Annotated in this window: 22 protein-coding genes; 6 read left to right on the top strand and 16 right to left on the bottom strand. The window is 64.4% G+C overall.

Annotated features, from left to right (window positions below; all coding sequences use genetic code 11):
* Window positions 1-50 precede the first annotated feature (50 nt).
* The gene (ureE, locus tag L6D89_RS05380) at window positions 51-551 is read right to left on the bottom strand and encodes an urease accessory protein UreE (RefSeq protein WP_236199004.1); all 501 of its coding nucleotides are present in this window, start codon (window positions 549-551) and stop codon (window positions 51-53) included.
* Between the two features lie 270 nt (window positions 552-821).
* On the bottom strand, window positions 822-1,457 hold the full coding sequence (locus L6D89_RS05375) for a TetR family transcriptional regulator (protein WP_236171330.1): 636 nt from the start codon (window positions 1,455-1,457) through the stop codon (window positions 822-824).
* Between the two features lie 154 nt (window positions 1,458-1,611).
* Here L6D89_RS05375 and L6D89_RS05370 point away from each other — a divergent pair, with 154 nt between their 5' ends.
* Both L6D89_RS05370 and L6D89_RS05365 read left to right on the top strand, forming a co-directional pair.
* The gene (locus L6D89_RS05370) at window positions 1,612-2,712 is read left to right on the top strand and encodes a flavin reductase family protein (RefSeq protein WP_236199003.1); all 1,101 of its coding nucleotides are present in this window, start codon (window positions 1,612-1,614) and stop codon (window positions 2,710-2,712) included.
* 11 nt (window positions 2,713-2,723) lie between these two features.
* Window positions 2,724-3,806 (top strand): fatty acid desaturase family protein, encoded by a 1,083-nt coding sequence (locus L6D89_RS05365; protein ID WP_236199002.1) that lies wholly within the window; start codon window positions 2,724-2,726, stop codon window positions 3,804-3,806.
* A 6-nt stretch (window positions 3,807-3,812) separates the two neighbouring features.
* On the opposite strand, the gene L6D89_RS05360 is transcribed toward L6D89_RS05365, so the two are convergent.
* Entirely contained in the window at window positions 3,813-4,028 is a 216-nt protein-coding gene (locus L6D89_RS05360; RefSeq protein ID WP_236171333.1) for a hypothetical protein, read from the bottom strand.
* A gap of 111 nt (window positions 4,029-4,139) precedes the next feature.
* Window positions 4,140-4,382, bottom strand: a complete 243-nt coding sequence (locus L6D89_RS05355; RefSeq protein WP_236171334.1) for a DUF6868 family protein — start codon at window positions 4,380-4,382, stop codon at window positions 4,140-4,142.
* 217 nt (window positions 4,383-4,599) lie between these two features.
* Here L6D89_RS05355 and L6D89_RS05350 point away from each other — a divergent pair, with 217 nt between their 5' ends.
* Window positions 4,600-5,910, top strand: coding sequence for an MFS transporter (locus L6D89_RS05350; protein ID WP_236199001.1), 1,311 nt, complete (start codon window positions 4,600-4,602; stop codon window positions 5,908-5,910).
* A gap of 53 nt (window positions 5,911-5,963) precedes the next feature.
* Here L6D89_RS05350 and L6D89_RS05345 read toward each other — a convergent pair whose 3' ends face one another.
* The 4 genes from L6D89_RS05345 to L6D89_RS05330 all read right to left on the bottom strand — a co-directional run bounded on the left by L6D89_RS05345 (window position 5,964) and on the right by L6D89_RS05330 (window position 10,960).
* The gene (locus tag L6D89_RS05345; protein WP_236199000.1) at window positions 5,964-8,261 is read right to left on the bottom strand and encodes an Ig-like domain-containing protein; all 2,298 of its coding nucleotides are present in this window, start codon (window positions 8,259-8,261) and stop codon (window positions 5,964-5,966) included.
* Between the two features lie 300 nt (window positions 8,262-8,561).
* Window positions 8,562-8,993, bottom strand: a complete 432-nt coding sequence (locus L6D89_RS05340; RefSeq protein WP_236171336.1) for a phage infection protein — start codon at window positions 8,991-8,993, stop codon at window positions 8,562-8,564.
* A gap of 330 nt (window positions 8,994-9,323) precedes the next feature.
* Complete coding sequence (locus L6D89_RS05335; RefSeq protein ID WP_236198999.1) at window positions 9,324-10,091, bottom strand: hypothetical protein; 768 nt, start codon at window positions 10,089-10,091, stop codon at window positions 9,324-9,326.
* A 335-nt stretch (window positions 10,092-10,426) separates the two neighbouring features.
* Window positions 10,427-10,960 carry a ferritin-like domain-containing protein gene (locus L6D89_RS05330; protein WP_236171338.1) on the bottom strand — a complete coding sequence of 178 codons (534 nt, stop codon included), beginning with the start codon at window positions 10,958-10,960 and terminating at the stop codon, window positions 10,427-10,429.
* 283 nt (window positions 10,961-11,243) lie between these two features.
* Here L6D89_RS05330 and L6D89_RS05325 point away from each other — a divergent pair, with 283 nt between their 5' ends.
* On the top strand, window positions 11,244-13,328 hold the full coding sequence (locus L6D89_RS05325) for an AsmA family protein (RefSeq protein WP_236198998.1): 2,085 nt from the start codon (window positions 11,244-11,246) through the stop codon (window positions 13,326-13,328).
* A 119-nt stretch (window positions 13,329-13,447) separates the two neighbouring features.
* Here L6D89_RS05325 and L6D89_RS05320 read toward each other — a convergent pair whose 3' ends face one another.
* From L6D89_RS05320 to L6D89_RS05305, 4 genes are all read right to left on the bottom strand, one after another.
* Complete coding sequence (locus L6D89_RS05320; protein ID WP_276574778.1) at window positions 13,448-13,903, bottom strand: GyrI-like domain-containing protein; 456 nt, start codon at window positions 13,901-13,903, stop codon at window positions 13,448-13,450.
* Between the two features lie 142 nt (window positions 13,904-14,045).
* Window positions 14,046-14,390, bottom strand: a complete 345-nt coding sequence (gene osmE / locus L6D89_RS05315) for an osmotically-inducible lipoprotein OsmE (RefSeq protein WP_236171340.1) — start codon at window positions 14,388-14,390, stop codon at window positions 14,046-14,048.
* A gap of 87 nt (window positions 14,391-14,477) precedes the next feature.
* Entirely contained in the window at window positions 14,478-14,684 is a 207-nt protein-coding gene (locus L6D89_RS05310) for a hypothetical protein (RefSeq protein ID WP_236171341.1), read from the bottom strand.
* A gap of 72 nt (window positions 14,685-14,756) precedes the next feature.
* Window positions 14,757-16,022 carry an Hsp70 family protein gene (locus L6D89_RS05305; RefSeq protein ID WP_236171342.1) on the bottom strand — a complete coding sequence of 422 codons (1,266 nt, stop codon included), beginning with the start codon at window positions 16,020-16,022 and terminating at the stop codon, window positions 14,757-14,759.
* 209 nt (window positions 16,023-16,231) lie between these two features.
* Here L6D89_RS05305 and L6D89_RS05300 point away from each other — a divergent pair, with 209 nt between their 5' ends.
* Window positions 16,232-17,095, top strand: coding sequence for an isocitrate lyase/PEP mutase family protein (locus L6D89_RS05300; RefSeq protein WP_017518216.1), 864 nt, complete (start codon window positions 16,232-16,234; stop codon window positions 17,093-17,095).
* 21 nt (window positions 17,096-17,116) lie between these two features.
* Here the strand turns inward: L6D89_RS05300 and L6D89_RS05295 are convergent, their stop codons facing one another.
* Window positions 17,117-17,761 carry a hypothetical protein gene (locus L6D89_RS05295; RefSeq protein ID WP_236198997.1) on the bottom strand — a complete coding sequence of 215 codons (645 nt, stop codon included), beginning with the start codon at window positions 17,759-17,761 and terminating at the stop codon, window positions 17,117-17,119.
* Window positions 17,762-17,941: 180 nt separating this feature from the next.
* Here L6D89_RS05295 and L6D89_RS05290 point away from each other — a divergent pair, with 180 nt between their 5' ends.
* Window positions 17,942-18,208, top strand: coding sequence for a DksA/TraR family C4-type zinc finger protein (locus L6D89_RS05290; protein WP_236171344.1), 267 nt, complete (start codon window positions 17,942-17,944; stop codon window positions 18,206-18,208).
* Window positions 18,209-18,345: 137 nt separating this feature from the next.
* Here L6D89_RS05290 and L6D89_RS05285 read toward each other — a convergent pair whose 3' ends face one another.
* From L6D89_RS05285 to L6D89_RS05275, 3 genes are all read right to left on the bottom strand, one after another.
* The gene (locus L6D89_RS05285; RefSeq protein WP_236198996.1) at window positions 18,346-20,511 is read right to left on the bottom strand and encodes a GAF domain-containing protein; all 2,166 of its coding nucleotides are present in this window, start codon (window positions 20,509-20,511) and stop codon (window positions 18,346-18,348) included.
* The gene (locus tag L6D89_RS05280; RefSeq protein ID WP_236199281.1) at window positions 20,508-21,113 is read right to left on the bottom strand and encodes a biliverdin-producing heme oxygenase; all 606 of its coding nucleotides are present in this window, start codon (window positions 21,111-21,113) and stop codon (window positions 20,508-20,510) included. Before L6D89_RS05280 ends, L6D89_RS05285 begins: the two co-directional genes overlap by 4 nt.
* A 172-nt stretch (window positions 21,114-21,285) precedes the next feature.
* Window positions 21,286-23,973 (bottom strand): autotransporter outer membrane beta-barrel domain-containing protein, encoded by a 2,688-nt coding sequence (locus tag L6D89_RS05275; protein WP_236198995.1) that lies wholly within the window; start codon window positions 23,971-23,973, stop codon window positions 21,286-21,288.
* Window positions 23,974-24,022: the final 49 nt, after the last annotated feature.

Here is a 24,022-nt window from a genome sequence, read left to right as displayed (position 1 = left end):
CTTCCTCTGGGAGAGGGCTGGGGTGGGGGAGCGGGGCTCGCGCCAAAACATCACAAGCGAACCCCGAACTGATGCAGCTTCGGCGCGTAGTTGAACTGTTCCTCGCCATGATGCGAGTGGTGATGGCCGCCACCATAGGCGCCGTGCTCCGGCTGGAACGGCGCTTCGATGGCATCCACCGTCGCGCCGAGCTGGTCGAGCATCGCCTTGAGCACGTAGTCGTCGAGCAGGCGCAGCCAGCCTTCGCCGACCTGCAGGGCGACGTGGCGATTGCCCAGGTGATAGGCCGCGCGGTTCAGTTCGCGAGCGTTGGCGCAGGTGACGTGGAGCAGCTTCTCCGGCGCCGCGCTGACGCGCACCACCCGGCCATCGTTGGCCAGCAGGAATTCGCCATCCGCCAGCGGCGACTGGCCGCGTTCGAGGAACAGGCCGACGTCTTCACCGCTGCTGCTGAAGCAGCGCAGGCGGCTCTTGCTGCGCGCCTCGTAGTTCAGGCGCAACTCGGCGTCCCAGTGTTCGCGGGGTTCGATTCGTTGGTGGATGACCAGCATGGCAGCGTCCGGCAGTAGCAATGCCGGTGCTACAGCAAGGGGCTTGCCAGCGTCGGCCTGAGCTAGCGCTGGCGCGGCCTGACGGCGTTGTCCGAACGATCAGGAATGGTGCGTGCGCGCAACATTGGTGCGCACGAAAACGGTGCGCACCATCGAGGGGCGGATGCGGCTCTTTGTGGGAGCGAGCTTGCTCGCGAACAGATTTCGCAGCGGGGCCGGTTCGCGAGCAAGCTCGCTCCTACACGAAAGCGTTGAGCGCGTGAGCGAAGCTCAGGGCCGCGAGCCGATCCCGGTCCAGTGCTTGGCGCCGATCATGATGAAGCGCAGCTGCTGGGTGATCTTGGCCTGGGGCGAGAGGTGCGTCGGCAGGCTGTCGGCTGGCGGGTCGATCAGCTCGGGGAGGGTGGCGAAGACGGTCTTCACCACCAGGTCGGCGATCACGTCGATGTCCTGGGCGCCCAGATGCGGCAGCTTGTTGAGCAATGCCAGGTCGGCGGCCAGGTCATCGGTGATGCGCTGGCGCAGGGCGCCGACGGCCTGGCGGATCGGGTGCGAGCCGCCGTATTGCTCGCGGGCGAGGAAGAGGAACTGGGTACGGTTGGCGGTCACGGCGTCGAGGAAGATGCGCACCGACGCTTCGATCACGCCGCCCAGCTCGAATTCGTTGCGGCGTACCACCCGCAGGGTTTCGCGGAAGGTTTCGTCGACATCGGCGACCAGGGCGAGGCCGAGCTGGTCCATGTCGGTGAAGTGCCGGTAGAAGCCTGCCGGGACGATCCCGGCCGTCTTCGCCACTTCGCGCAGGCTCAGGCTGCCGAAACCGCGGCCGCTGTCCATCAGGCTGCGTGCGGCATCCATCAGGGCCAGGCGGGTCTGTTGCTTCTGTTCGGCGCGGGGAGTGGACATACGGCAGTGCTATCCAAGGCGAAGGCGCAGGCACTCTAGCAAATGCCGGTTGGCGTTGGGGAGCTTCCTGCGCGTCACAGTGAACAACTGTTGACTGAAATCTCCTTCACGTGAGATTTTAAGTGAACACATGTTTACTGTTCGGTGTCCGCCCATGCCTCTGCTCCCTTTCACCGGCCTGCGCTTCGTCTCGCCGCTGCTGTCACCGCTGCGCGCTCTGGTGCGTGGCCAATGGCTGCGCGAGTCGGATGTCGATGCCGTACTGCGCGCCTGCAACCCCGGCTGGTCGCTGCGGCGCGTGTTTGCTCGGGTGGAGGCGCGGCAATGGGTGGCTGACGACATGCTCGAGTTGCGCCTGCGCCCGAATGCGTACTGGCGCGGAGCGCGGCCCGGCCAACACCTGCAACTATTCGTCGAGAACGACGGTATCCGCCACAGCCGCAGCTACAGCCTGACCCGCGTCGCCGAGGACGGCTGCCTGGAGTTCGCCGTGAAGTTGCAGCCGGGCGGGCGGATTTCCACCTTCCTGCTGCAGCAACTGTGTGTCGGCGAAATGCTGGAACTGGGCGAGCCGGACGGCGAGCTGAACTGGCCAGCCGATGACCAGGGCGTGCTGCTGCTGGCCGCGGGCAGTGGCCTGACGCCTTTGCTTGGCCTGCTGCGCGAGGCGTTGGCGCGCGGTTACGGCGGCCCGGTGACGCTGCTGCACTACGTTCGCGAGCGCGGCCAGAAGGCCTTCGTCGTCGGGCTGCAAGCCCTGGCGCGGCAATACCCGAACCTCGAACTGCGCTGGGCGCTGAGCGGCGATGTCGCGCTGGACGGTGAGTTGAGCGGGCGTTTCCAGCGCGATCACGTTGCCGATCTGCAGGCTCGCCACGTGCTGGTGTGCGGTCCTGGCGGCTTCGTCGAAACGGTACGCCAGGCGCTGGGCGCGAGCAGCCGAAGCCTGCAGGCAGAAAGCTTCAGCCCGCCCGCCTGGGACGACCGCGAGCCGGCCCAGGCCGTGAGCCTGCGCTTCGCCCGCAGCGCGCTGCAGGTGACCGGTGACAGTCGTCGCAGCCTGCTGGAGCAGGCCGAAGCCAGCGGCCTGCGCCCGCTGCATGGCTGCCGGCAGGGCGTGTGCACCCGCTGCACCTGCACGCTGGTCAGCGGCTGCGTGCGCGACCTGCGCAGCGGTGAGCTGTTCAGTGAGCCGGGCCAGCCCATCCGCATCTGTGTCAGCGCGCCCCAGGGCGACCTGACCGTCGATCTCTGACCTTCTGGAGAATGTCCATGCGCGAAGATCGCGACCTCAGCGCCGCCGAGCTGGAGGCCTTCGGTGCCGAACTGGACGCCCTGCGCCAGCGCACCCTGCACGACCTGGGCGAAAAGGACGCCCGCTACATCCGCCGTATCCGCGCGGCGGTGCGCTTCTGCTGCTGGAGCGGCCGCGTGTTGCTGATGGCAGGCTGGTTCCCGCCGACCTGGCTGCTGGGTACCTTCCTACTCGGACTGGGCAAGATCCTGGAGAACATGGAGCTGGGCCATAACGTCATGCATGGCCAGTACGACTGGATGAACGACCCGGAGTTTTCCGGGCAGAACTATGAGTGGGACATCGTCGGCCCCGCGGATTTCTGGCGGCACACGCACAACCACGTGCACCACACTTACACCAACGTGCTGGGCATGGACGACGACGTGGGCTACGGCGTGGTGCGGCTGTTCCCGGAGCAGAGGTGGAAACCGTTCTACCGCTGGCAGCCGCTGTGGGTGACGATCCAGGCGCTGCTGTTCCAGTACGCCGTGGCGGTGCAGCACCTGCGCCTGGACAAGTACGTGAAGGGGCGGATGAGTAAGGAGGAGCTGCGTCCGCTGCTGCGCCAGTTCAACGCCAAGGTTGGGCGCCAGTGGGTCAAGGACTACGCCGTGTTTCCGCTGCTCGGCCTGTTCTCCGGCGCATTCGGCGCGGTGCTGCTGGGCAACCTCATCGCCAACCTGATGCGCAACCTGTGGACCTTCACCGTGATCTTCTGCGGCCACTTCACCGAGAAGGCCGCGGTCTTTCCGCCCGAGGTGCTGCAGGGCGAGACGCGCGGCCACTGGTACCTGCGCCAGTTGCGCGGGTCGAGCAACCTGGAGGGCGGCCCGCTGTTCCACATCCTTACCGGCAACCTCAGCCACCAGATCGAGCACCATCTCTATCCGGACTTGCCGGCGCGCCGCTATGCGCAGTTGTCGCGTGAGGTGCAGGCGATTGCCGCGCGCTACGGCCAGACCTACAACAGCGGCCGGCTGTCGGCGCAGTTCGCCACGGTGCTCAAGCGCATCTGGGTCCATCGCCGGCCGACGCAGCCGGCGATGGCCTGAGGCGAATCAGGCGCGGCGGGTCATCGGCGAGGCAATCTCTTCACGCAGGGCGCGCAGGTCGGCGGCGTCCTGGTTGAGGTGATGAATGGACTTCAGCAGTTTCTGCCGGAGCAGGTCATCCTGGACCTGTTCGACTGCCCGCATGACTTCCAGGGCCGTGGCTTCGTTATTGGCGGCGACGGCGTCGAGGGTCTTGCGCAGGCTGCGGGTTGCGTGGTGCACGGGGAGATCTCCTGAAAACTGCGAGCACCCTACGACCTGATTATTTCCAATAAATTTCAACAAGTTGCTTTCCGATCGGTGGTCATGATGTCGCACTGCTGGCGCATCGCTTCAGGAAAGCATGCACAGCGCCAGCAGTGGCACCAGGTTGAACAGCAGGACGCCGATCTTGTAGACCGCCATGCCGCCGTAATGAATGCCATCGAATCGCTCCACCGGCAGGGAGAACCAGCGGGTGTGCAGGCGATAGACGAAGTCGTGGGCGAGGGTAAAGGCGGCGAACCAGATCAGCAGGATGGCGTAGTTGATCAGGGTGCAGTAGAGCAGGAAGGGTTTCAGGTCCTGGAGCAGCATGGCGATTCTCCGGGTACATACTGCGTTCGACGCGCGCCCGCAGGGATGGTTTCAGGCATCCGCGTGGCAGCGCTCCGATAGCCGATGCGCTGGCCGCCGGCCATAATGCGCATCCGCCGCAAACCATGTGATCTTTGCCGCGCGACTGCTGTCCGATGTGCGGACGGCTAACCTTGCCGTGACATCCCACCTTCCTCATCTGCCTGCCGGACTCGCCATGTTCAGCCCGCTCGTCACCTTTCCCGCGCTCTACACCGCTACGCTGCTGATGCTCGCCGGCTCCGGCCTGTTCACCACCTACATGGGCCTGCGCCTGACCCAGGAAGGCGTCAGCGACCTCTGGGTCGGCGGCCTGATGGCGGCTTATTACTTTGGCCTGGTCTGTGGCGGCAAGTTCGGCCACAAGCTGATTGCCGGGTTCGGCCATATCCGTTCCTACGTAGCCTGCGCCGGCATGGCGACGGTAATCGTGCTGATCCACGCGCTGGTCTCGCAGCTGGAGGTGTGGATCGCTCTGCGCTTCGTGATGGGCGCGGTGATGATGAACCAGTACATGGTGATCGAGAGCTGGCTCAACGAGCAGGCCGAAGGGCACCAGCGCGGCAAGGTATTCGCCGGCTACATGGTGGCGGTGGACGCCGGCCTGGTGGTCGGCCAGGGCCTGCTGGCGCTGAGCCCGGCGCTGGATTACAAGCCGCTGCTGCTGGTCGCCATCTGCTTCTCGTCCTGCCTGATCCCGCTGGCGCTGACCCGCCGCGTCCACCCGGCGAAACTGGTGGCGGCGCCGCTGGAGATCGGCTTCTTCTGGAAGCGCGTACCGCAGTCGCTGGGCACTATCTTCGTTGCCGGTCTGATGGTCGGCGCCTTCTATGGCCTGGCGCCGGTGTATGCGGCGCGCAACGGCCTGGACACCGCGCAGTCGAGCTTCTTCGTCGGCATGTGCATCGTGGCCGGCTTCTGTGCGCAGTGGCCGCTGGGCTGGTTGTCCGACCGGGTGAATCGCAGCTGGCTGATCCGCGCCAACGCCTTGCTGCTGTGCCTGGCGGCGGTGCCGATGTGGGGGCTGATCGAACTGCCCTACACGCTGCTGCTGGCGAACGGCTTTGTCACCGGCATGCTGCTGTTCACCCTCTATCCGCTGGCCGTGGCCCTGGGTAATGACCACGTCGAGCAGTCGCGCCGTGTGGCGCTCTCGGCGATGCTGCTGACCACGTACGGCGTCGGCGCCTGTATCGGTCCGTTGTTCGCCGGCGCGATGATGCGCCACTTCGGCCCGGGCATGTTCTACATGCTGGTGTCGGCCTATGCGCTGATCCTGATTTTCTGGGTGCAGCCCAAGCGCGTTACCGGCGTGCACCGCGTCGACGAGGCGCCGCTGCACCACGTGGCGATGCCCGATACCGTCAGCCCGATGGCCGCTGCGCTGGACCCGCGTGTCGACGAGGTGCCGGAGGAGTTGGTGGTGGAAGCGCCGGCGACCATCGGCCGCTCCGATGGCGAGCCGGATGGTGGCGAAGCTAGAGGTTGATGTCGGGAGCGGGGGATAAGAAGGCTCGCAGGGCCTTCTTATCCCCCGTTGCCTTAAAGGAGAGAGGCGTTTGCTTCCAGCAGTATGGCGTTCAACTCGGTGCTGATGGCGCTTGGGTAAGAGATATCGGCGCGGGCTGACCAATCCGTCTGCTCGCTGGCGCTCTTCGAACCCATGGGGAACATGTTGTTTGCGCCATCAGTCAGCAAATCTTGCAGGGCCGGCAGACTTCTGGAGAAGGGTGAGCCTGCATCGTTATTGGCCTCTGTGGATTTTGCCCGTTCGGCGGCAATGGTGATGTTGCCGGTCCAGCCTGGACCAAGATCGGACAGATTGATCGGGTAATTGCTCCCATCGGTGGTGCTGCCAATGGCAATGGAAGAGGCGAGGGTGTGCTCATCATCGTCAAGCGGGGGCGGCATTACGCAAACTTCGAGAGGGGCGCACAGGCCGCTCGAGTTGCCCGCTTTATCGATCACTTCCACCGTGAAGGTATGCATGCCGGTGCCCAATGGCTGCTGATTGTCCAGGGTGTAATGCCACTTCCCATCGGCTCCTACCGGTACTTCGATCAGCTTTTCACCATTGTGGTAGGCCACCACGGTGCTGCCGGGTTCGGCCTCGCCGCTTCCGCTCCGGTTGTCGACGAACCAGTCGGTTGCCAGGGCGGGAGGGATGGTGTCGACGGTGAAGTTCCAGGCGGGGCTTGGCTCGCCGTTGCCGGACCAGCCACCGAAGGCCACGGTTGTGAGGCTATGCGGGCCTTCGCTCAAGTCGGTGTCTGGTGTGAAGGACCAAGTGCCGTCGGAGAGCGCCTTGGTACCGCCCAGCAGCGTGGTGCCATCGTAGATTCTGACGAAGACTGTGCCCGTGCTGCACCGGCCCACCAGTTGCGGGCGAGCATCATTGGTCAGTCCATCCGGCGTGATTTCGCCTTGGAGGTCGTCAGTGTGGCCGATGATTTGCGTGATGTCGGCCTTGCCCGACCATGGCGGCACGACAAACTCGATCGGCTCGGTCTGCCCGCTGCTGTTGCCTGCCTTGTCGATCACTTCAACGGTGAAGCTGTAGGTGCCGGGCCCTGAGTATTCCTCGAAGGTGCAATGCCAGTCGCCATTTTTATCGGCTACCACGTCGGCCCATTTCGTGCTGTTGTGGTAAATCACCACGGTGCTGTCGGCTTCGGCTTTCCCGCTGACGCCATACCGGTCGGCACTCCACTCGGTCGGTAGCGCCGGTGGGGTGGTGTCGACGGTGAAGTTCCAGGCGGGGCTTGGCTCGCCGTTGCCGGACCAGCCACCGAAGGCCACGGTTGTGAGACTATGCGGGCCTTCGCTCAAGTCGGTGTCTGGTGTGAAGGACCAAGTGCCGTCGGAGAGCGCCTTGGTAGCGCCCAGCAGCGTGGTGCCATCGTAGATACTGACGAAGACTGTGCCCGTGCTGCACCGGCCCACCAGTTGCGGGCGAGCATCATTGGTCAGTCCATCCGGCGCGATTTCGCCTTGGAGGTTGTCAGTGTGGCCGATGACTTGCGTGATGTCGGCCTTGCCCGACCATGGCGGCACGACAAACTCGATCGGCTCGGTCTGGCCGCTGCTGTTGCCTGCCTTGTCGATCACTTCAACGGTGAAGCTGTAGGTGCCCGGTCCGATGGGATCTGATCTGGTGAGTTTCCAGTCGCCTCTTGCATCAACCTCCACTTCGGCCCATTTCGTGCCGCCTTCGTAGAGCACCACGGTGCTGCCTGCTTCGGCCTTCCCGCTGGCGCCCCATCGGTCGGCACTCCACTCGGTCGGTAGCGCTGGCGGGGTGGTGCCCGACCCGCTGGGAGCAGCATGCCTGTTGCCGCTGCCCTGGGTGTGATGATGGTAAGCGCTACCCGCAGCGCCAATGGCGGCAGCGCCAGCCAAGTAGGGCCACAGTGGAATGGCGGCGGCGTGATCGGTGGTTGCGCCTATTGCTTCGGGCATTACGCCCAACGCAGGGTCGCCAAGGAAAAGAGGGGCAGATTCTCCGTCGGCCAGCAGGAGATGCCCATCTGAACCGAGGCCGTCAGTACGCAAGTAGGCATGAATCTGCCCATCGGCATCGACGTTGCAGAGCTGTGCATGAATCTCATCGCCGTAGAAGTTTTCCAGCGTCAGGTTGGGTTCGTCGATGCCGTCGATGAATATCTGCAAATCGTCGCCGGCTCGTTTGACGATGATGTTGTCCCGAGCCGTGCGCTCATCGCTCATCTGCAATAGATACTGAGCATCCGCAATGGCAGTGACCTTGCCGCCGCCTGCGATAACGGCTCGGCTGGCGGTTTGACCGTGTATCGTGGTCAAAAGCAGATTTTTGCCGGGCATGACCTTTCATCCTGAATAGTTTTGAGGCGCCTACTGTAGTTGGGCGTCCGGCAATAGCCCTGTACGAAATCGCGGAGAGAGTCAGCGATTTTTTTTAACTTCTTCCCTGAATTTCCGAAGTGGCTATATGAGGTCGAGGGGTGACCGGTATGGGTGTCCCCAGTGAGAGGAGAGGAATGGGATAGGGGCTCAGCGCACGGCGTAGGGGTATGAAAAAGGCCGATGCCACATCATGGTCATCGGCCTGGAGGGGGAAGTGGCGGTGGATCCACACGTTTCGCTGTGTGCGGCATACCTGAATCAGGAGATACGTTTCAGGTGGGCATCGAACACAGTGTCACCACCGGATTCGGCGACCATGTTGCTGTGCAGCTTGTCGATGGTGTGCTCGGAACCGTTCTCGGCGACGCGGGCGCCGTCCATCTGCTTGTGCAGGCGGTCGATGGTGCGCTCGGAACCGTTATCGGCCACACGGGCATCGTTCATTTGCTTGTGCAGGCGGTCGATGGTGCGCTCGGAGCCGTTGTCGGCAACGCGAGCATCGTTCATTTGCTTGTGCAGGCGATCGATGGTGCGGTCGGAGCCGTTCTCGGCGACGCGGGGTTCAGCGCTCTGCTGCTGCAGTTGGTGAGTGCTGCGCGGGCCGTTGTTGAGGATGGCCGGAGCGGCGAAGACGGCGCTGGCGGTCATCAGGGAAGTGAGTGCAAGGCTGAGGGCGATCTTGGTTTTCATTTTGCGTGGCTCCGAAAGGGGGCGGTAAGTTTTGGCTACAGGGTTATTTTCCCTTCGGATAAATCGATTTAAAAACGATGCTGCGTAATACAGAGCATCAGTGTTGTCGATTATTTAGCCGGCTAATTTCAACTATCGCCGTCGATGATGGAACGACGGAAACCGCTCTAGGGCGGTTGTTTCTGGTGCGTAGTCAGTGGTTTCAGGCAAGACGCCGTTACAAAACACGGCTGGCCAGGTATCGAAGTTGGGGATGCGCGGGGCTGGAGCGATAAGAAAGCCCGGCCGAGCCGGGCTTTTCTCTCACCTTTCGGTGTACTGCCTGGAGTCTTACGCCTTCAGATGGGTGTTGAAGACGGTGTCGCCACCCGACTCGGCAACCATGTGGCTGTGCAGTTGGTCGATGGTGTGCTCGGAGCCGTTTTCGGCCACGTTCATCTCACCGTGCAGGCGGTCGATGGTTTTGCTCGAACCGTTTTCAGCGACGCCCAGTTGCTTGTGCAAACGGTCGACTGTCTGGCTGGAGCCATTCTCGGCGACGTTCATTTGCTGGTGCAGGCGGTCAATCGACTTGCTCGAACCGTTTTCGGCAACGCTCATTTCGCTGTGCAGGCGGTCGATGGTTTTGCTCGAACCGTTTTCAGCGACGCCCAGCTGCTTGTGCAGGCGGTCGACAGTCTGGCTGGAGCCATTCTCGGCGACGTTCATTTGCTGATGCAGGCGGTCAACCGATTTGCTCGAACCGTTTTCGGCAACGCTCATTTCGCTGTGCAGGCGGTCGATGGTTTTGCTCGAACCGTTTTCAGCCACGCCCAACTGCTTGTGCAGGCGGTCGACGGTCTGGCTGGAGCCGTTCTCGGCGACGCTCATTTTCTGGATCAGGCGATCGACCGACTGGCTGGAGCCATTTTCAGCGACACGGGCCTTGGCGGCGTCCAGTTGTTTCTGCTGTTGATCCAGGGTGCGCTCTGCGCCGTCCTGGGCCAGAACCTGAACCTGGCTGGCGTTGATCACAGGGGAATCTTGCTGGGCGCCGGCGAAAGCGGCATTGGCAGCAAGTACGGAGAGGGCAAAGCCAAGTACGAGGGTGCGTTTCATGATGCGGCTCCAGAAAGAGTGGGGAGTTCGTTGGACACGGACTCAGTATCTGTTCTGGATTATCGATTGGAAAACGATGCCGGAAGATAGTCGCTATCGATGCCGATGATTGTTAAATAAAGTGTTTAAAATCAAATATTTGATTTTGAAAATTGACTTCTATCAATGCCTTCGATTGGCGTTATCGGCGGGATTGTTAGTATCTGGTTATTAGATGTATTTGTGGGTCGAGGGCGGCCTGACCGCTCTGTGGCGCGGCTTTGCGCGGAAAGACGGGGGCAGAAACGCGACGCCCGGCCGGAGAGCCGGGCATCGGTGGGAGCGTTGGAGAGGGGTTATTTCAGGTCCTGCAGCAGGTCCGCCATATCGTCAGCATGCTCTTCTTCCTGCGCCAGAATCTCCTCGAACAGGCGACGCGTGGTTGGGTCGTCGTCGCCCAGGTAAACGACGATCTCGCGGTAGCTGTCGACCGCAATGCGTTCGGCGACCAGGTTCTCGGTGATCATTTCACGCAGATTGGCGCCCGCGACGTACTCGGCGTGGGAGCGCTCGGTCAGGCCGGCGGGATTGAAGTCCGGTTCGCCGCCCAGCTGCATGATGCGCTCGGCCAGCAGGTCGGCGTGCTGCAGTTCCTGGGTGGCATGCTCGAGGAATTCGGCTGCGGCAACGCTGGCTTTCAGGCCTGTCGCCATGAAGTAGTGGCGCTTGTAGCGCAGGTAGCAGACCAGCTCGGTGGCCAGCGACTCGTTGAGCAGACGCAGCACGGTCTTGCGGTCGGCATGGTAGCCCTCGGTCACCGCGCCGTCCTCGATGTTCTGGCGCGCCCGCTGGCGCAGGGTCTGGACGTCGGTCAGTTGTGCCTGGTTCATCAGTCATCTCCTTGTGGCAAACCGGCGCTGCGGTGGCGCACGGCTGAAATCGGGTCACAAGGGTGTGAGTCGCCGGTGGCGGCGAAAGTTTAAGTTTTCTCGCCATGGCGTCTGCATCAGACCTTCCGCGTGCAATTCGGCGGATACAACGCCCCGCTATGCTGGTCCAAGTGATCAGGCCAAGGGAGAATGCCGGCCCGGCATGCTCAGGCGGCCAATGTTTACCGGCAGCGACGTGGGGACGTCGCTGCTTCCACCGACGCGGCCAGCAGGGAGTTCAGGTATGACGCGCGGGAAACGAATCTGCCTCTGGAGCTTCATCGGTTTCATCGCGGTGATTGCCGCGCTGGTGGTGTTCATCGCCACCTTCGACTGGAACCGGGTGAAGCCGACCATCAACGAGAAGGTCTCGGCCGAGTTGGGGCGCCCCTTTGCCATCAATGGCGACCTCCAGGTGTTCTGGCGCACGGAACCTGCGGAGGGCGGCTGGCGCGCTTACGTGCCCTGGCCGCACTTCAGCGCCGCCGATATCACCCTGGGCAATCCGGACTGGGCGGCGGGCAAGACGCGCGCGGCGAACTTCGCGAGTCTCGAAAAAGTCGAATTCCGCCTCGCCCCGCTGCCGCTGTTGTGGCAGACGGTGCGCATCCCGCAGATCGTCCTGACCCGTCCCAGCGCGGATTTGCTGCGCCTGGCCGATGGCCGCGCCACCTGGACCTTCGAGCTGCCGAAGAAGGAAGAGGACCCCAACGCCATGCCCGAGCAATCCTCGTGGAAGCTGGATATCGGCGAGATCGGCTTCGACAAGGGCAGTGTCAGCCTCTATGACCAGAGCCTGAAGACTCGCCTGGAGCTGCTGGTGGACCCGCTCGGCAAGCCGGTGCCTTTCGGCGAGCTGGCGGGCAAGGCGCTGGCCGGCGGCGACAAGGCCGATACCCAGGACTACGTCTTCGGCTGGAAGCTCAAGGGCCAGTACAAGGGCCTGCCGTTGAGTGGCGCGGGCAAGGTCGGCGGCATGCTCGCCCTGCAGGATGCGACCAAGCCCTTCCCGGTGCAGGCAGACGTATCCGCCGGCAGTACCCGCGCGAGCATCGTCGGTACGCTGACCGACCCGCTGAACCTCGGGGCGCTGGACCTGCGCCTGAAACTGGCCGGCACCAGCATGGCCAACCTCTTCCCGCTCACCGGCGTGACCCTGCCCGATACCCCGGCCTACGAGACGGACGGCCGCCTGAAGGCCGAGCTGCACGACTCGGCCGGGGCGCAGTTCCACTACGAGAACTTCAACGGCAAGGTCGGCGACAGCGATCTGCATGGCGACCTGGTGTTCGTCAATCTCCAGCCGCGGCCCAAGCTGTCCGGCAAGCTGCGCTCGGACCAGTTGCGCATGGCCGACCTCGGCCCGCTGATTGGCGCTGACTCCAACCAGGAGAAACAGGCGCGCGGCCAGAGCACGCGTCAGCCGGCAGACAAGGTGTTGCCAGTGGAGGAGTTTCGCACCGAGCGCTGGCGTGCCATGGATGCCGACGTGGAATTCACCGGCAAGCGCATCGTGCACAGCGACAAGCTGCCGATCAGCGACCTCTATACCCACCTGGTGCTCAACGATGGCTTGCTGACCCTGGAGCCGCTGCGCTTTGGGGTGGCCGGCGGTACGCTGGATTCGCACATCCGCCTGGACGGCGGCAAGACGCCGCTGCAGAGCAAGGTGCAGTTGCAGGCGCGCAGCTTCAAGCTCAAGGAGCTGTTCCCCAGCTTCGCGCCGATGCAGTCGAGCTTCGGCGAGCTCAACGGCGACGCCGCGATCACCGGCACCGGCAACTCGGTGGCGACCATCCTGGCCGGCGCCAACGGCGAGATGAAGCTGCTGATCAATGACGGGCGCATCAGCCGCAGCCTGATGGAGATCGCCGGGCTCAACGTCGGCAATTATGTGGTGAACAAGCTGTTCGGCGATGACGAGGTGAAGATCAACTGCGCGGCTGCCGACGTAGGCATTGCCAATGGCCTGGCCAAGCCGCGGGTGTTCGCCTTCGATACCGAGAACGCGATCATCACGGTCGATGGCAGCGCCAACTTCGCCACCGAGCAGCTCGACCTCGACATCACGCCACAGAGCAAAGGCGTACGGATTTTCTCCCTGCGTTCGCCGCTCTATGTGCAGGGCACCTTCAAGAACCCGAAAGCCGGCGTGCATGTATTGCCGCTGGCGGCGCGTGGCGCGGGGATGGTCGCCCTCGGCGTGGCGGTGGCTCCGGCAGCGGCGCTGCTGGCGCTGATCGCCCCGAGCAAGCAGGACGACAACCAGTGCGCCGCCTTGCTGCAGCAGATGAAGCAACCGGCGAAGGCGCCCGCCACGCGCAAGTGATCAGGAGGCGCCTGTAGGAGCGAGGGGGACGCCTAGTCCTTGCTCGCACCGCTTCGCAGCGGGGTTTGTTCGCGAGCAAGCTCGCTCCTGCAAGAAACAAGATGCGAGCGCGGTGCGCCTCAGTAGATCGGGACGTACAGGTCGGTTTCCGACGCCGGGTCTTCCGGCCCGAGGAAGCGCTCGGTATAGCGCTCCAGATCCACGCCCTTCTTCGGCTCCAGGCCGTGGCGAGCCAGCAGGCTGGAATAGATGGCCTGGAAGCTGTCGGCGATGGCGCTGACCGGGCCGATGTGGGTGAACACCGCGTACTTCTGCGCGGGCACCTCGTAACTCGTCATGCCTTCGGGCACGGCCTTAGCCGTGTCCACCGGCAGGCCCGCGATGTAGTGGAACTCGCCGCCCGGCAGTTGGGTGCAGACGCCATAGGCGCTCTTGTCCGTGGCGCTGGACGTGACTTCCTTCGCGCGCGGCAGGAAGCGCTGCCAGAGCTGGCCGATGCTGTCGTCCGGCGCGCTGCCGCGATATTCCATGCCCACCACGTGGAAGGCGGGCAGTTCGATGATGCGGTATTTCATGGTCGGCTCCTGAGGTGGCTGCGGGGATGATAGACGGCCACCGCGCGGTGGGAATATCCCGGCGCACGGGAGCGGGATCGCGTACCGAATGAAAAGGCCCCCGCCGTTGGGCGAGGGCCTGGTGCTCACGCCTGCAGCGTCGTCACGGCTGGTAGTCGCGTTCGTGGCGATCTAGTTCCGAACAGGTCATGAAGCCCGAGCCATCCACCTGGCCGCTGCCGTCGAAACTCACGTAGAACGGCTGCTGCTGGCCATCCTTGCTGAGGATGTAGCTGTTGCAGCTGCCTGGCTTCATCAGGCGTTTCTGCGTCGACGACGGGGTGCCGCCGATTTTCCGGACTTCTTCCTGGCTCATCCCTTTCTCGACGTTGCGCACCAGCGGCTGGTCGCGGAAGGTGATGTAGTTGACCGGGTTCTGCACCTTGGTGGAAGCGCAGCCCGCCACCGAGGCCAGTACCATTAGCGCCAGCAGTGATCGCTTGTACATGGTGTTCTCCTTGGTTGAGCAACTCACTCGCTCAACTTGGAGCCTAGGTCATCTTCCGGCGTTCAAGAAATCTGCACGCCAGCGCGATCACTGAGCGTCTTTCAGGGCGTCGTCCAGGCGCTGCTGGCCTTGCGCGTTGGCCGCGTCGACCTGCTCCTTGAGCTGTTGCATCTGCTGCTGGGCCTGCTGCGCCTGTTTGGCCTGCAGGCTGGCGGTGGCGGCGGTCTCACCCAGGCCGCAGGCGCAGAGTGAGGTGGTCAGGAGCAGCAGGCTGGTCAGTTGCAGCGGGCGCATGATGGACTCCGGGCGCGAGGGTTGGTGCCGCCACACTAGCGCATGGCGGCACTGCCGTCAGTGAGCGGCTGCTCAGCCGTAGCGCTTCATCGCCTCGATGGCCAGGCCATTGCCGATCCCGCCGAAGCGGTCGCCGTCGACGTGGCGGGCGTTGGGCAGCATCGCCGCGACGCTCTGGCGCAATGCCGGCACGCCGGAGGAGCCGCCGGTGAAGAACACGCTGTCGACCCGTGCCGGGTCCACGTCGGCCGAACTGAGCAATTCGGTGATGCTGCCGCGCACGCGCTCCAGCAGCGGGCCGATGGCGCCTTCGAACAGCTCGCGGCTCAGCTCGGCGACCAGGCCGGCTTCGATGCGCGCCAGGTCGATATCGCGGCGCTCGCTGTCGGACAGCTCGATCTTGCTGGCTTCCACCTGCATCGCCAGCCAGTGGCCGGCGCGCTGCTCGATGAGCTTGAACAGGCGGTCGATGCCGGTGGCGTCGACGATGTCGTAGCGCATGTTCTGCAGCGCCAGCTGGGACTTCTGCGCGTACACCGCGTTGATGGTGTGCCAGGTGGCGAGGTTGAGGTGATAGCTGGTCGGCATGAAGGCGTCGCTCTTCATCTTGCTGCCGTAGCCGAACAACGGCATCACGCCCTGGATGCTCAGTTGCTTGTCGAAGTCGGTACCGCCGATGTGCACGCCGCCGGTGGCGAGGATGTCGCCCTGGCGGTCGGCCACTGCGCGGCGCTCCGGCGACAGGCGAACCAGCGAGAAGTCCGAGGTGCCGCCGCCGATGTCGACGATCAGCACCAGTTCTTCACGCTCGATGCTGCGCTCGTAGTCGAAGGCCGCGGCGAGTGGTTCGTACTGGAAGGAAACGTCCTTGAAACCGAGTTTCTGCGCCACGGCCACCAGGGTGTCCTGGGCTTCCTGGTCGGCCTTGGGATCATCGTCGACGAAAAACACCGGGCGGCCCAGCACCACGGACTCGAACTCGCGCCCGGCGACATGTTCTGCGCGCTTCTTCAGCTCACCGATGAACAGCCCGAGCAGGTCCTTGAACGGCATGGCGCTGCCCAGCACAGTGGTTTCGCTCTTCAGCAGCGAGGAGCCCAGCAGGCTTTTCAGCGAGCGCATGAGGCGGCCTTCGTAGCCTTCCAGGTACTCGTGCAGGGCCAGGCGGCCGTACACCGGACGGCGTTCCTCGACGTTGAAGAAGATCACCGAGGGCAGGGTGATCTTGTCGTCTTCCAGGGCGATCAGCGGTTCGGTGTCCGGGCGCCACCAGCCGACGGTGGAGTTGGAAGTGCCGAAGTCGATGCCCAGGGCGCGGGCCGCAGTGGTCGGGAACATGGTGCGCGAGTGTCCGGAGAAAAAACGGCCGCGCAGTTTACGCGAGTGTTCGCGGAAATTCAGGGTATCCGTCGGAAGACGATGGTGGCAAAGAGGGCTTGGGGAGTAGCTTGTAGTTTTGCTACATTGTGTTCCTGTAGTTTTCCTACAAGAGTTTTCCACTATCTGATTTCCGTTCTCCCACCCCGTATTAGCAGTTGGATCCCACCATGCACAGAGCCTCCTTCCACGAATTGCGCAAGGATTTCCGCGCCTTACTGAATTCTTCAGCCTGCTATCACACCGCTTCGGTGTTCGACCCCATGTCCGCGCGCATTGCCGGCGACCTGGGTTTCGAGGTGGGCATCCTGGGCGGTTCTGTAGCTTCACTACAAGTTTTGGCGGCGCCTGACTTCGCGCTGATCACCCTGAGCGAATTCACCGAGCAGGCCACCCGCATCGGTCGCGTCGCCCGTCTGCCGGTGATCGCCGACGCCGACCACGGCTACGGCAACGCGCTGAACACCATGCGTACCATCGTCGAGCTGGAGCGCGCTGGCGTGGCCGCGCTGACCATCGAGGACACCCTGCTGCCGGCGCAATTCGGTCGCAAGTCCACCGACCTGATTCCGGTCGAGGAAGGCGTCGGCAAGATCCGCGCGGCACTGGAAGCCCGCATCGACTCGGAGATGGCGATCATTGCCCGCACCAACGCCGAAGTGCTGGAGGTGGACGACGTGATCCGCCGCACCCTGGCCTACCAGGCCGCCGGCGCCGATGGCATCTGCATGGTCGGCATCCGCGACTTCGATCACCTGGAAGCGATCTCCCGCCACCTGTCCGTGCCGCTGATGCTGGTCTCCTACGGCAACCCCGAGCTGCGCGACGACGCGCGCCTGGCGGAGCTCGGTGTGCGCATCGTGGTCGACGGCCACGCCGCCTACTTCGCCGCGATCAAGGCCACCTACGACTGCCTGCGCGAGCAGCGCGGCGTGCATGCCTCCGACCTGACCGCTTCGGAACTGGCGAAGAAGTACACGCTGCCCGAGGAGTACCAGATCTGGGCGCGCGAATACATGGAAGTCAAAGAGTAGGACCGGCTCTCCCGCGCCGCCTCAGCCCCGCGGCAGATGCGCCAGCAGGTATTCGACCTGGGCGTTGAAGGGATAGAGCAATGTGCCTTCGGGTTTCTCCGCCTTGCGCAGGTAGCTCCAGCGCGAGAGCAGGGAGTCCCGGCTGGCACCGGCGGGTAGCGCCGCCAGGCGTTCGCCGATGCGTTCCTGCAGTACCTCGATGCGTGCCGCATCTCCCTCGTTGCCCGCTCCCAGTAAACGTCCGTTGGCCCGCCGCGCCTCCAGCAGCGCCAACTCGCGCAGCTCGTCTTCCAGCCCCTGCGACGCTGGCTCCCGCGCCAGGATGAAGCTGTCGAACAACCCCGCCACTTCCTGCGTCTGCGCCACGGCTCGTTGCAGGTCCACGCCCTTGTGCGAATAGGCTGCACGCACCTGCTCCAGGGTCTGACGATAGAGTTGCCAGATATCCTGCAGGCTTGCGGCGTTCTTCTGCTGTGCAAGCTGCTGTTCGAAGCTTGAGCCGAGATTGTCCAGACGGCTCAGGAAACGCTCATCGCCCGTGGCGCTGTAGAGCAGCAGGTAGCGCTCCATGTCGCGCAGGCTGGCCTCGCTGGTATCGGCATTGGCGGCGCGCGGCAGCAGGCCGGTGAGCAACAGGCTGGCGATCAGGGCGGAGGCGTAGCGCATGGCGGTTTCCCGGGCAGACGGAAGGACCGGTCATTTTCGGCAGCCGCTGAGGCACGGAACATCAGACGCTTCTGGATTTCCAGCACGACGCACTCGTCGCTTCGCGCGCCATCGCCCTTGCAATCACCGGCGGCGCCCTGCATATCTGCAGGACACGCGAACAATCCACGGGAGGTCGCCATGGCCAGCGGCTGGGCAAACGACGGAGCGGTTCAGGAGCAGATCGACAGCACCATCGAGGACGCCATCGCACGGGCGCGCAGCCAGTTGCCCAAAGGCGAGAGCCTGAGCCATTGCGAGGAGTGCGATGCGTTGATCCCCGAGGCGCGGCGCCAGGCCATCCCCGGCGTGCGCCTGTGCGTCAACTGCCAGGCCGAGCATGACAAGGAGCAGTCCGCCCACAGCGGCTACAACCGCCGCGGCAGCAAGGACAGCCAACTGCGCTGAGCTTGTTTCGTCCAATGCAGAACGGCGCCCCGCGGCGCCGTTCTGCATTGTAGGAGCGAGCTTGCTGGCGAAGCCTGGCGGGCACTGAGGCTCGGGGTGGTTCGCGGGCAAGCTCGCTCCAGCAGGGCTTTCCGCTGTCAGGGTGTTGGCCTGAGCGGTACCAGCACGCTGAAGGTAATGATGCCGTCGGCCTGTTCCACTTCGATGCGGCCGTCATGGGCACTGACGATGGCCTGGGAAATGTACAGGCCGATGCCCAGCCCGCTCTTGTTGCGGCCATGGCCGCCGGCGTCCTGCTTGAACGGTTCGAACAGGTTGGCGATGCGCGCGTCGTCCAGCGCCTCGGCTTCGTTGAGGATGCTCAGGCGCGCCAGCTCGCCCTGGCGACGCAGCTCCACCAGCACCGGACGGCCCGGGCGGCCATGATGGCGAGCGTTGCTCAGCAGGTTGGCGACCACCTGCAGGTAGCGGTCCGGGTCGACCTGTGCGTGCAGGCCATCCTCGATGGCGGTCTCGATGGAGAGGCCAGGATAGGCCACGTCGGTTTCCTGGACGATGTCGCGCACCAGTCGCGACAGTTCGGCGGCGACCGGCTTCACCGTCATCCCCGCGCCGCTCTGCAGGCGACTCATCTCCAGAATCTGGCTGATCAGCCGCTCCATGCGGCTGCTGGAATAGGTGATGTGCTGGCGCAACTCGGCGTTGCGCACGTCGCTGGAGGAGAGCATCGCCGCCGCCATGGAAATCGATTGCAGCGGGTTGCGCAGGTCGTGGCCGAGCACGGCGATCAGGCGCTGGCGCATGCGGTCGATCTCGCCCGCGCGGTTCAGGCACAGCTCCACCAGCTCCATGCGCAGTTTTTCGGCAATGTTCAGATCGATGCCGGTCCAGGGCATGGAGCGCCCGCGCACGACCTCCTCCCAGGCTTCGAACGAGCCGCGCGGGGTCAGGCGCGGGCCGGAAGGGCCGGTCTTGACGATCTTTTCCGGCTTGCCGCCCCAGCGGATGCGGTGCACCTGCTCCAGGCGCAGCCAGACGATCCAGCCCGACTCCTGGCGGTGGAAACGGATCGCCATGACGCCGCAGTAGCGGGTGTCGTGGGGGCCGTCGGGCAGTTCCAGGCGGCGGTCGCTGTGGAACAGGTCCAGCTCGTCGTCCTGTTGCAACTGGGCGACCATGGCCACCGCGAGGGCCTCGAAGTCGCCACCGATGCTGCTGGCGCGGCCGCCGAGCATCACCACTGCGCCGTCGCACGGCAGCAGGTCGGCGACGCTGGCGCCGGGGCGCGACAGGGCGCTGAGCAGGTCGTCGGAATCGCGGGCGCGGCGCAGCAGCGCCTGCTGGCGTTCGGAGGCTTGGCGCAGCAGTTCGCTGGTGCGGCTCTGCTCCAGGCGCTCGACCATGGCGCTGCACACCTGGGAGAACACCTGGAAGGACATGCGGATCGGGTAGGGCACCACCTTCGGGCTCATGTGGTGGCAGGAGAACAGCCCCCAGAGGCGCCCGGCGACCACGATGGAAATGCTCATCGAGGCGCGCACGCCCAAGTTCGCCAGGTACTCGCAGTGGATCGGCGAGACGCTGCGCAGGGTGCTGAAGCTCAGGTCGAACGGCTTGCCGCTGTGCGGGTTCAGCGTGGGGCGCACGGCCACCGGCTGGTAGGCCGCGTCACCGATCAGCCGCACCGGGTTCTGCAGGTACAGGCGCCGCGCCTGGGCGGGAATGTCCGACGCCGGGTAGCGCTGGCCGAGGTAGCTTTCCAGGTCCTCGCGGCGTGATTCGGCGACGACTTCACCGGAGTCGTCTTCATTGAAGCGGTAGGCCATGACGCGGTCGTAACCGGTCATCCGCCGCACTTCCTCGGTGACGCTGACCAGCAGGCTCTCGACGTCGTTGCGCAGTTGCAGCTGGCTGACCAGGCGCTGGGCGTTGAGGGCGAAGGTGGTGAACGAGGCGGTGCCGGCCGCGCGCCGTTCGAACTCCAGGTAACGCACGCCGTCGTGGCTGTGGCCGATCACGTCGAAGAAGCGCCGGTTGATCCGTGCTTCCACGCTGTTGACCCAGGGGCCTTGCTCGGCCAGCCCTTCCGCGAGCATCGCCAGCACGCCGTGGCCGACGCAGGCTTCGGCCAGCGGTTCACCCAGCGGCGGGGCGATGCCCAGCAGGGTGCCGAGGTTGTCGCTGAAGCCGAGTACGCGGCCCTGCTCGTCGAGTGCGATCAGCGCGCCGTGGGGCTGGATCGCGCCGGGCACATGGATGGGTTCGTCCTCGCAGTTGGCGAGGGTGACGGGCTGTTTGCTCATGCCGGGCCTGTCCGGTTCGGTGTGGCGTCGAGTACCCAGTTGCGGAACGACGTGAAGGCCTGCACGGCGGCGCGCTGCGCGAGGGCGATGTCTTCGGCGGTGCTGACGTGCTCGGCCAGCAGGCGCTGGAATGCGCCCCAGCGTTCGCCCGTATATTCGCCGTAGCCTTGCAGCCAGCGCAGCGGCAGGGGCTCGAGAACGGCCTTGAGGCGTTTGTAAAGCACGCGGCCGCCGAGGGTCGCGCCTTCGGCGACGTAGGCGATGCCGAAGGCTTCGGCCAGGTGGGTCGGCTTTGCCACGTAAGGGCAGTCGGCAGCGGACTGTTCGGCATGGGCGCCGGCCCGCAGGTCGGCTTCCAGCCAGCGGCTCTTGCCCTGGCGCAGGGCTGCATCTTCGGCGTCCGGCCAGAGCGGCCAGAGTGCCTGTTCCAGCGGACGCATCCAGCCGAGCACGCGGGCGGCATGGTCGAGGTAGTCGGCGTGGCTCAGCGCGGCAGCCAGTGGCGAGCGCCTGTCGAGGTCGGCATGCAGGGCATGGGTGGCGGCGCGCAACGCGGCCAGAGCGGGCGAAATGCCCGTGCGGTCGTTGGTTTGCGGAGTCATCGCCGTCATCGCTGGTCCACCTGATTCTTCGAACAGCAAAGCATAGCAGCAGAGCTGTAAGACTTGGCCGACGGATGAAAGCTGATCGAAATGTCAGGTGTTTCCAGGGTGGTACCGGGACGCAAAAAAGGGCCGCCGCACTTCCGTGCGACGGCCCTCGTTCAGCGCGGGATCAGAAGTTGACCTTCAGCCCCAGGGTCACCGCCTGGTCGCGGTAACCGTTGTCGCCGAACTGCTTGCCCACTTCACCCCAGACATTGACCCGGCTGTTCACCTTGCTGGTGGCGCCGAGCTTGACTTCGAAGATGTCGCTGGCGCCGTCCATCTCGAACTTGCTGCTGCCCATCTTCGCGCCGAAGTCCTTGGAGTTGTGGATCCAGTTGGTCTCCAGGTACGGCTCCACACCATAGGTGTTGGCGAAGCCGCCTTCCTGGTTGCTACGCACCGCAGCGCGGGCGCCCAGGCGGGTCATGACATTGCCGTCGCCCTTGCCGGTGACCTTGGTGCCATTGGCCTCGCGGTGGCTGTCAGCCTTCACGCCCATGTACACCACCTGCGCCTGGGGCTGCACGTAGTAGCTGGCGCTCTCGGTCTTCGCCACTTCGAAGGTCTTGCCGGCCTCGATGGACGCGGTGATGCCCTTGAGGTCGTAGCTCTCCTTGGCCAACTGGTCGCCTTTCACATCGGCATCGAATTCGTTGTAGAGAATCCAGCTGTCGACATAGGCGCCGTTCTCATCGTCCCTGTTCTCGTACCAGGTGCCATAGACGCCCAGGCTGTAGCCATCGATCTCGCCGCGCGAACGGTAGCCGGTGACGCGCGACTTGGTGGTCGAGTTGCCGTTGGCGTAGCCGGCCATCACACCCAGTACCCAGTCGCCGTTATCAGTCTGCTTGCGGTACAGGTCGCTGCCGATCTGCAGGACATAGCGGTTGGCTTCGGTCTTGAGCTGGCCGGTGCTGTCTTCCCAGCGGGTCGAGCCATCGACGTTGCGCATCCAGAGCATGGAAGTGACTTCCTTGCCGGTATCCGGATCGACGTAGGTCAGGTTGCCGGTGCGGTCATGCAGACGGTGCAGGAACATGGTGTTGGCCGCCGCGATGTTGGCCGTATAGCTGCCGCCTTCGGGCTGACGTACACGGTCCTTGTCACTGGGCTTCGGCGCTGGGTCCACGGGGCCTGGTTGCTCCGGCGCGGGATCGACCGGATCGGGGTCTTCCGGGGTCGGATCGACCGGGCCCGGCGGGTCGACTGGTGGCGGATCAACTGGCGGCGGATCAACCGGTGGAGGATCAACCGGCGGCGGGTCAACGGGCGGCGGATCCTCCGGGTCGGGATCGGTCGGCTTATACGAGGTCAGGTACCAGTCGCTGTCCGAACCGGTGGAGCCGACGAAGCTGCCGCCGCGGCGCAACACGTATTCATAGCCGCCAGCAGTGACGCGGTCGGACTTGAACTCGCCCGCGGAGGTGCCGCCGACGGTGATCATCTCGATCCCCTGTTCGGTTTCGTCGCCCAGCCCGGTGGTGTTGTTGACCGTGACGCGGGTCTCGCCCGAGGTACTGCCGGCGATGGCCAGCTTGTCGGTTTCCGAGGCGTCGTCACCCAGGTAGGTGTTCATCAGCAGATGGCCGCCGCCGCTGAAGTCGCCATCCACGGTGAGGGTCTTGTAGGTGTACGCGCCGTGTTCGTCGTGGCGGTCGTAGACCAGCTGTGCGCCGTTGGTGAGCGTCAGGTTGGTGAGGTTGGAATTGCCGGTCATGAACCACTGGCTGGCGGCGCCGTCCATGGCCAGGTCGATCACGCCATCGGTGGCGGTGCTGGTGGTGCCGTTGAGGTAGGAGCCGGCGGCCATTTTCAGGTCCAGCTTGCCGAGATTCTCGGCGTACAGGGCGGCTCCCTTGCGGTTGGCGAGATCGTCTGCCGCGCTGCTGTCGATCAAGTAGATCGCGGCGTTCTCCGAGACGATGCTGGAGTCCGCTCCGTTGGCTGCCATGGCGCGGTTGCCGTCGGTGACGGTGACCTTGGTATCGCCGTAAAGATGGACCTTGCCACCGCGCATGCCGTTGAAGTCTTCCAGCGTTTGCGCGTAGATGCCGTAGGCGTTATTCCTGCCGGTGGTGATGTCGGTGCTGCCCAGGTGAATTTCTCCGCCGCGGTTGGCGAACACGGCGTGGGCCGCCGAGCCGGACGTGCTGATGGTGCTGCCGTCGTCGATGCGAACTTCGGCATCGCCTTTGTACAGCGATGCTTCGCTGTCACGGTTACCGGCGTAGACCGCATAGCCGTTGCCGTCAGTGCCATTGCTGCCACTGCCGCTGGTGCTGATCACCGCATCCTTGCCCAGGAGAATGCGGTTGGTGCCGCCATTCTTGGAGGTATTGGCCCGCACGCCCATGCCGGATGTGGTGATGCTGGCGTTGTCGCCGATGGTGACCGTGGAGTTGAAAGCGTTCTCGGTGACGTTGATGCCGTCTGCCGATGAGCCCTTGGTGACGATCGTCAGCTTGTCGATGGATATGTTGTTGGTGCCGATGTTGGCCTGGATGGCATCGGCCTTGTAGCCACTGAGCAGGCCCGAGGTGGTGCCGGTCATCAGCGTCGCTTCCTTGAGGTTCCAGGTCGAGCCGTTGCCGTACATGGCAAAGCCAGCCATGGGGCCCATGCTGCCGCGTGCATTACCGGTATCGACATGGACGCTTTCCACGGCGCTGTCGAGACCCCACCAGAGGGTTTCGTCACAGGTGTACGTCTTTCCATCGCCGCTGGTTGTGCAGGTGGCGCTGGCCGTGCCGATCTGCCCAGCCAGGGCGATGGCGAGGGCGACATGGGTCGCCAGCAGGGTTTTCTTGAAACGCATTGCAATCCTCCTTGCGCCCGCTCACTCGGTGAGCGAATGCGTATTCCGG

It is taken from the genome of Pseudomonas pseudonitroreducens (assembly GCF_021603645.1).
GTDB classification, from domain to species: domain Bacteria; phylum Pseudomonadota; class Gammaproteobacteria; order Pseudomonadales; family Pseudomonadaceae; genus Pseudomonas; species Pseudomonas pseudonitroreducens.
The sequence above is the reverse complement of the archived record's forward strand: the minus strand, read 5'-3'. Positions and strand labels throughout refer to the sequence as shown.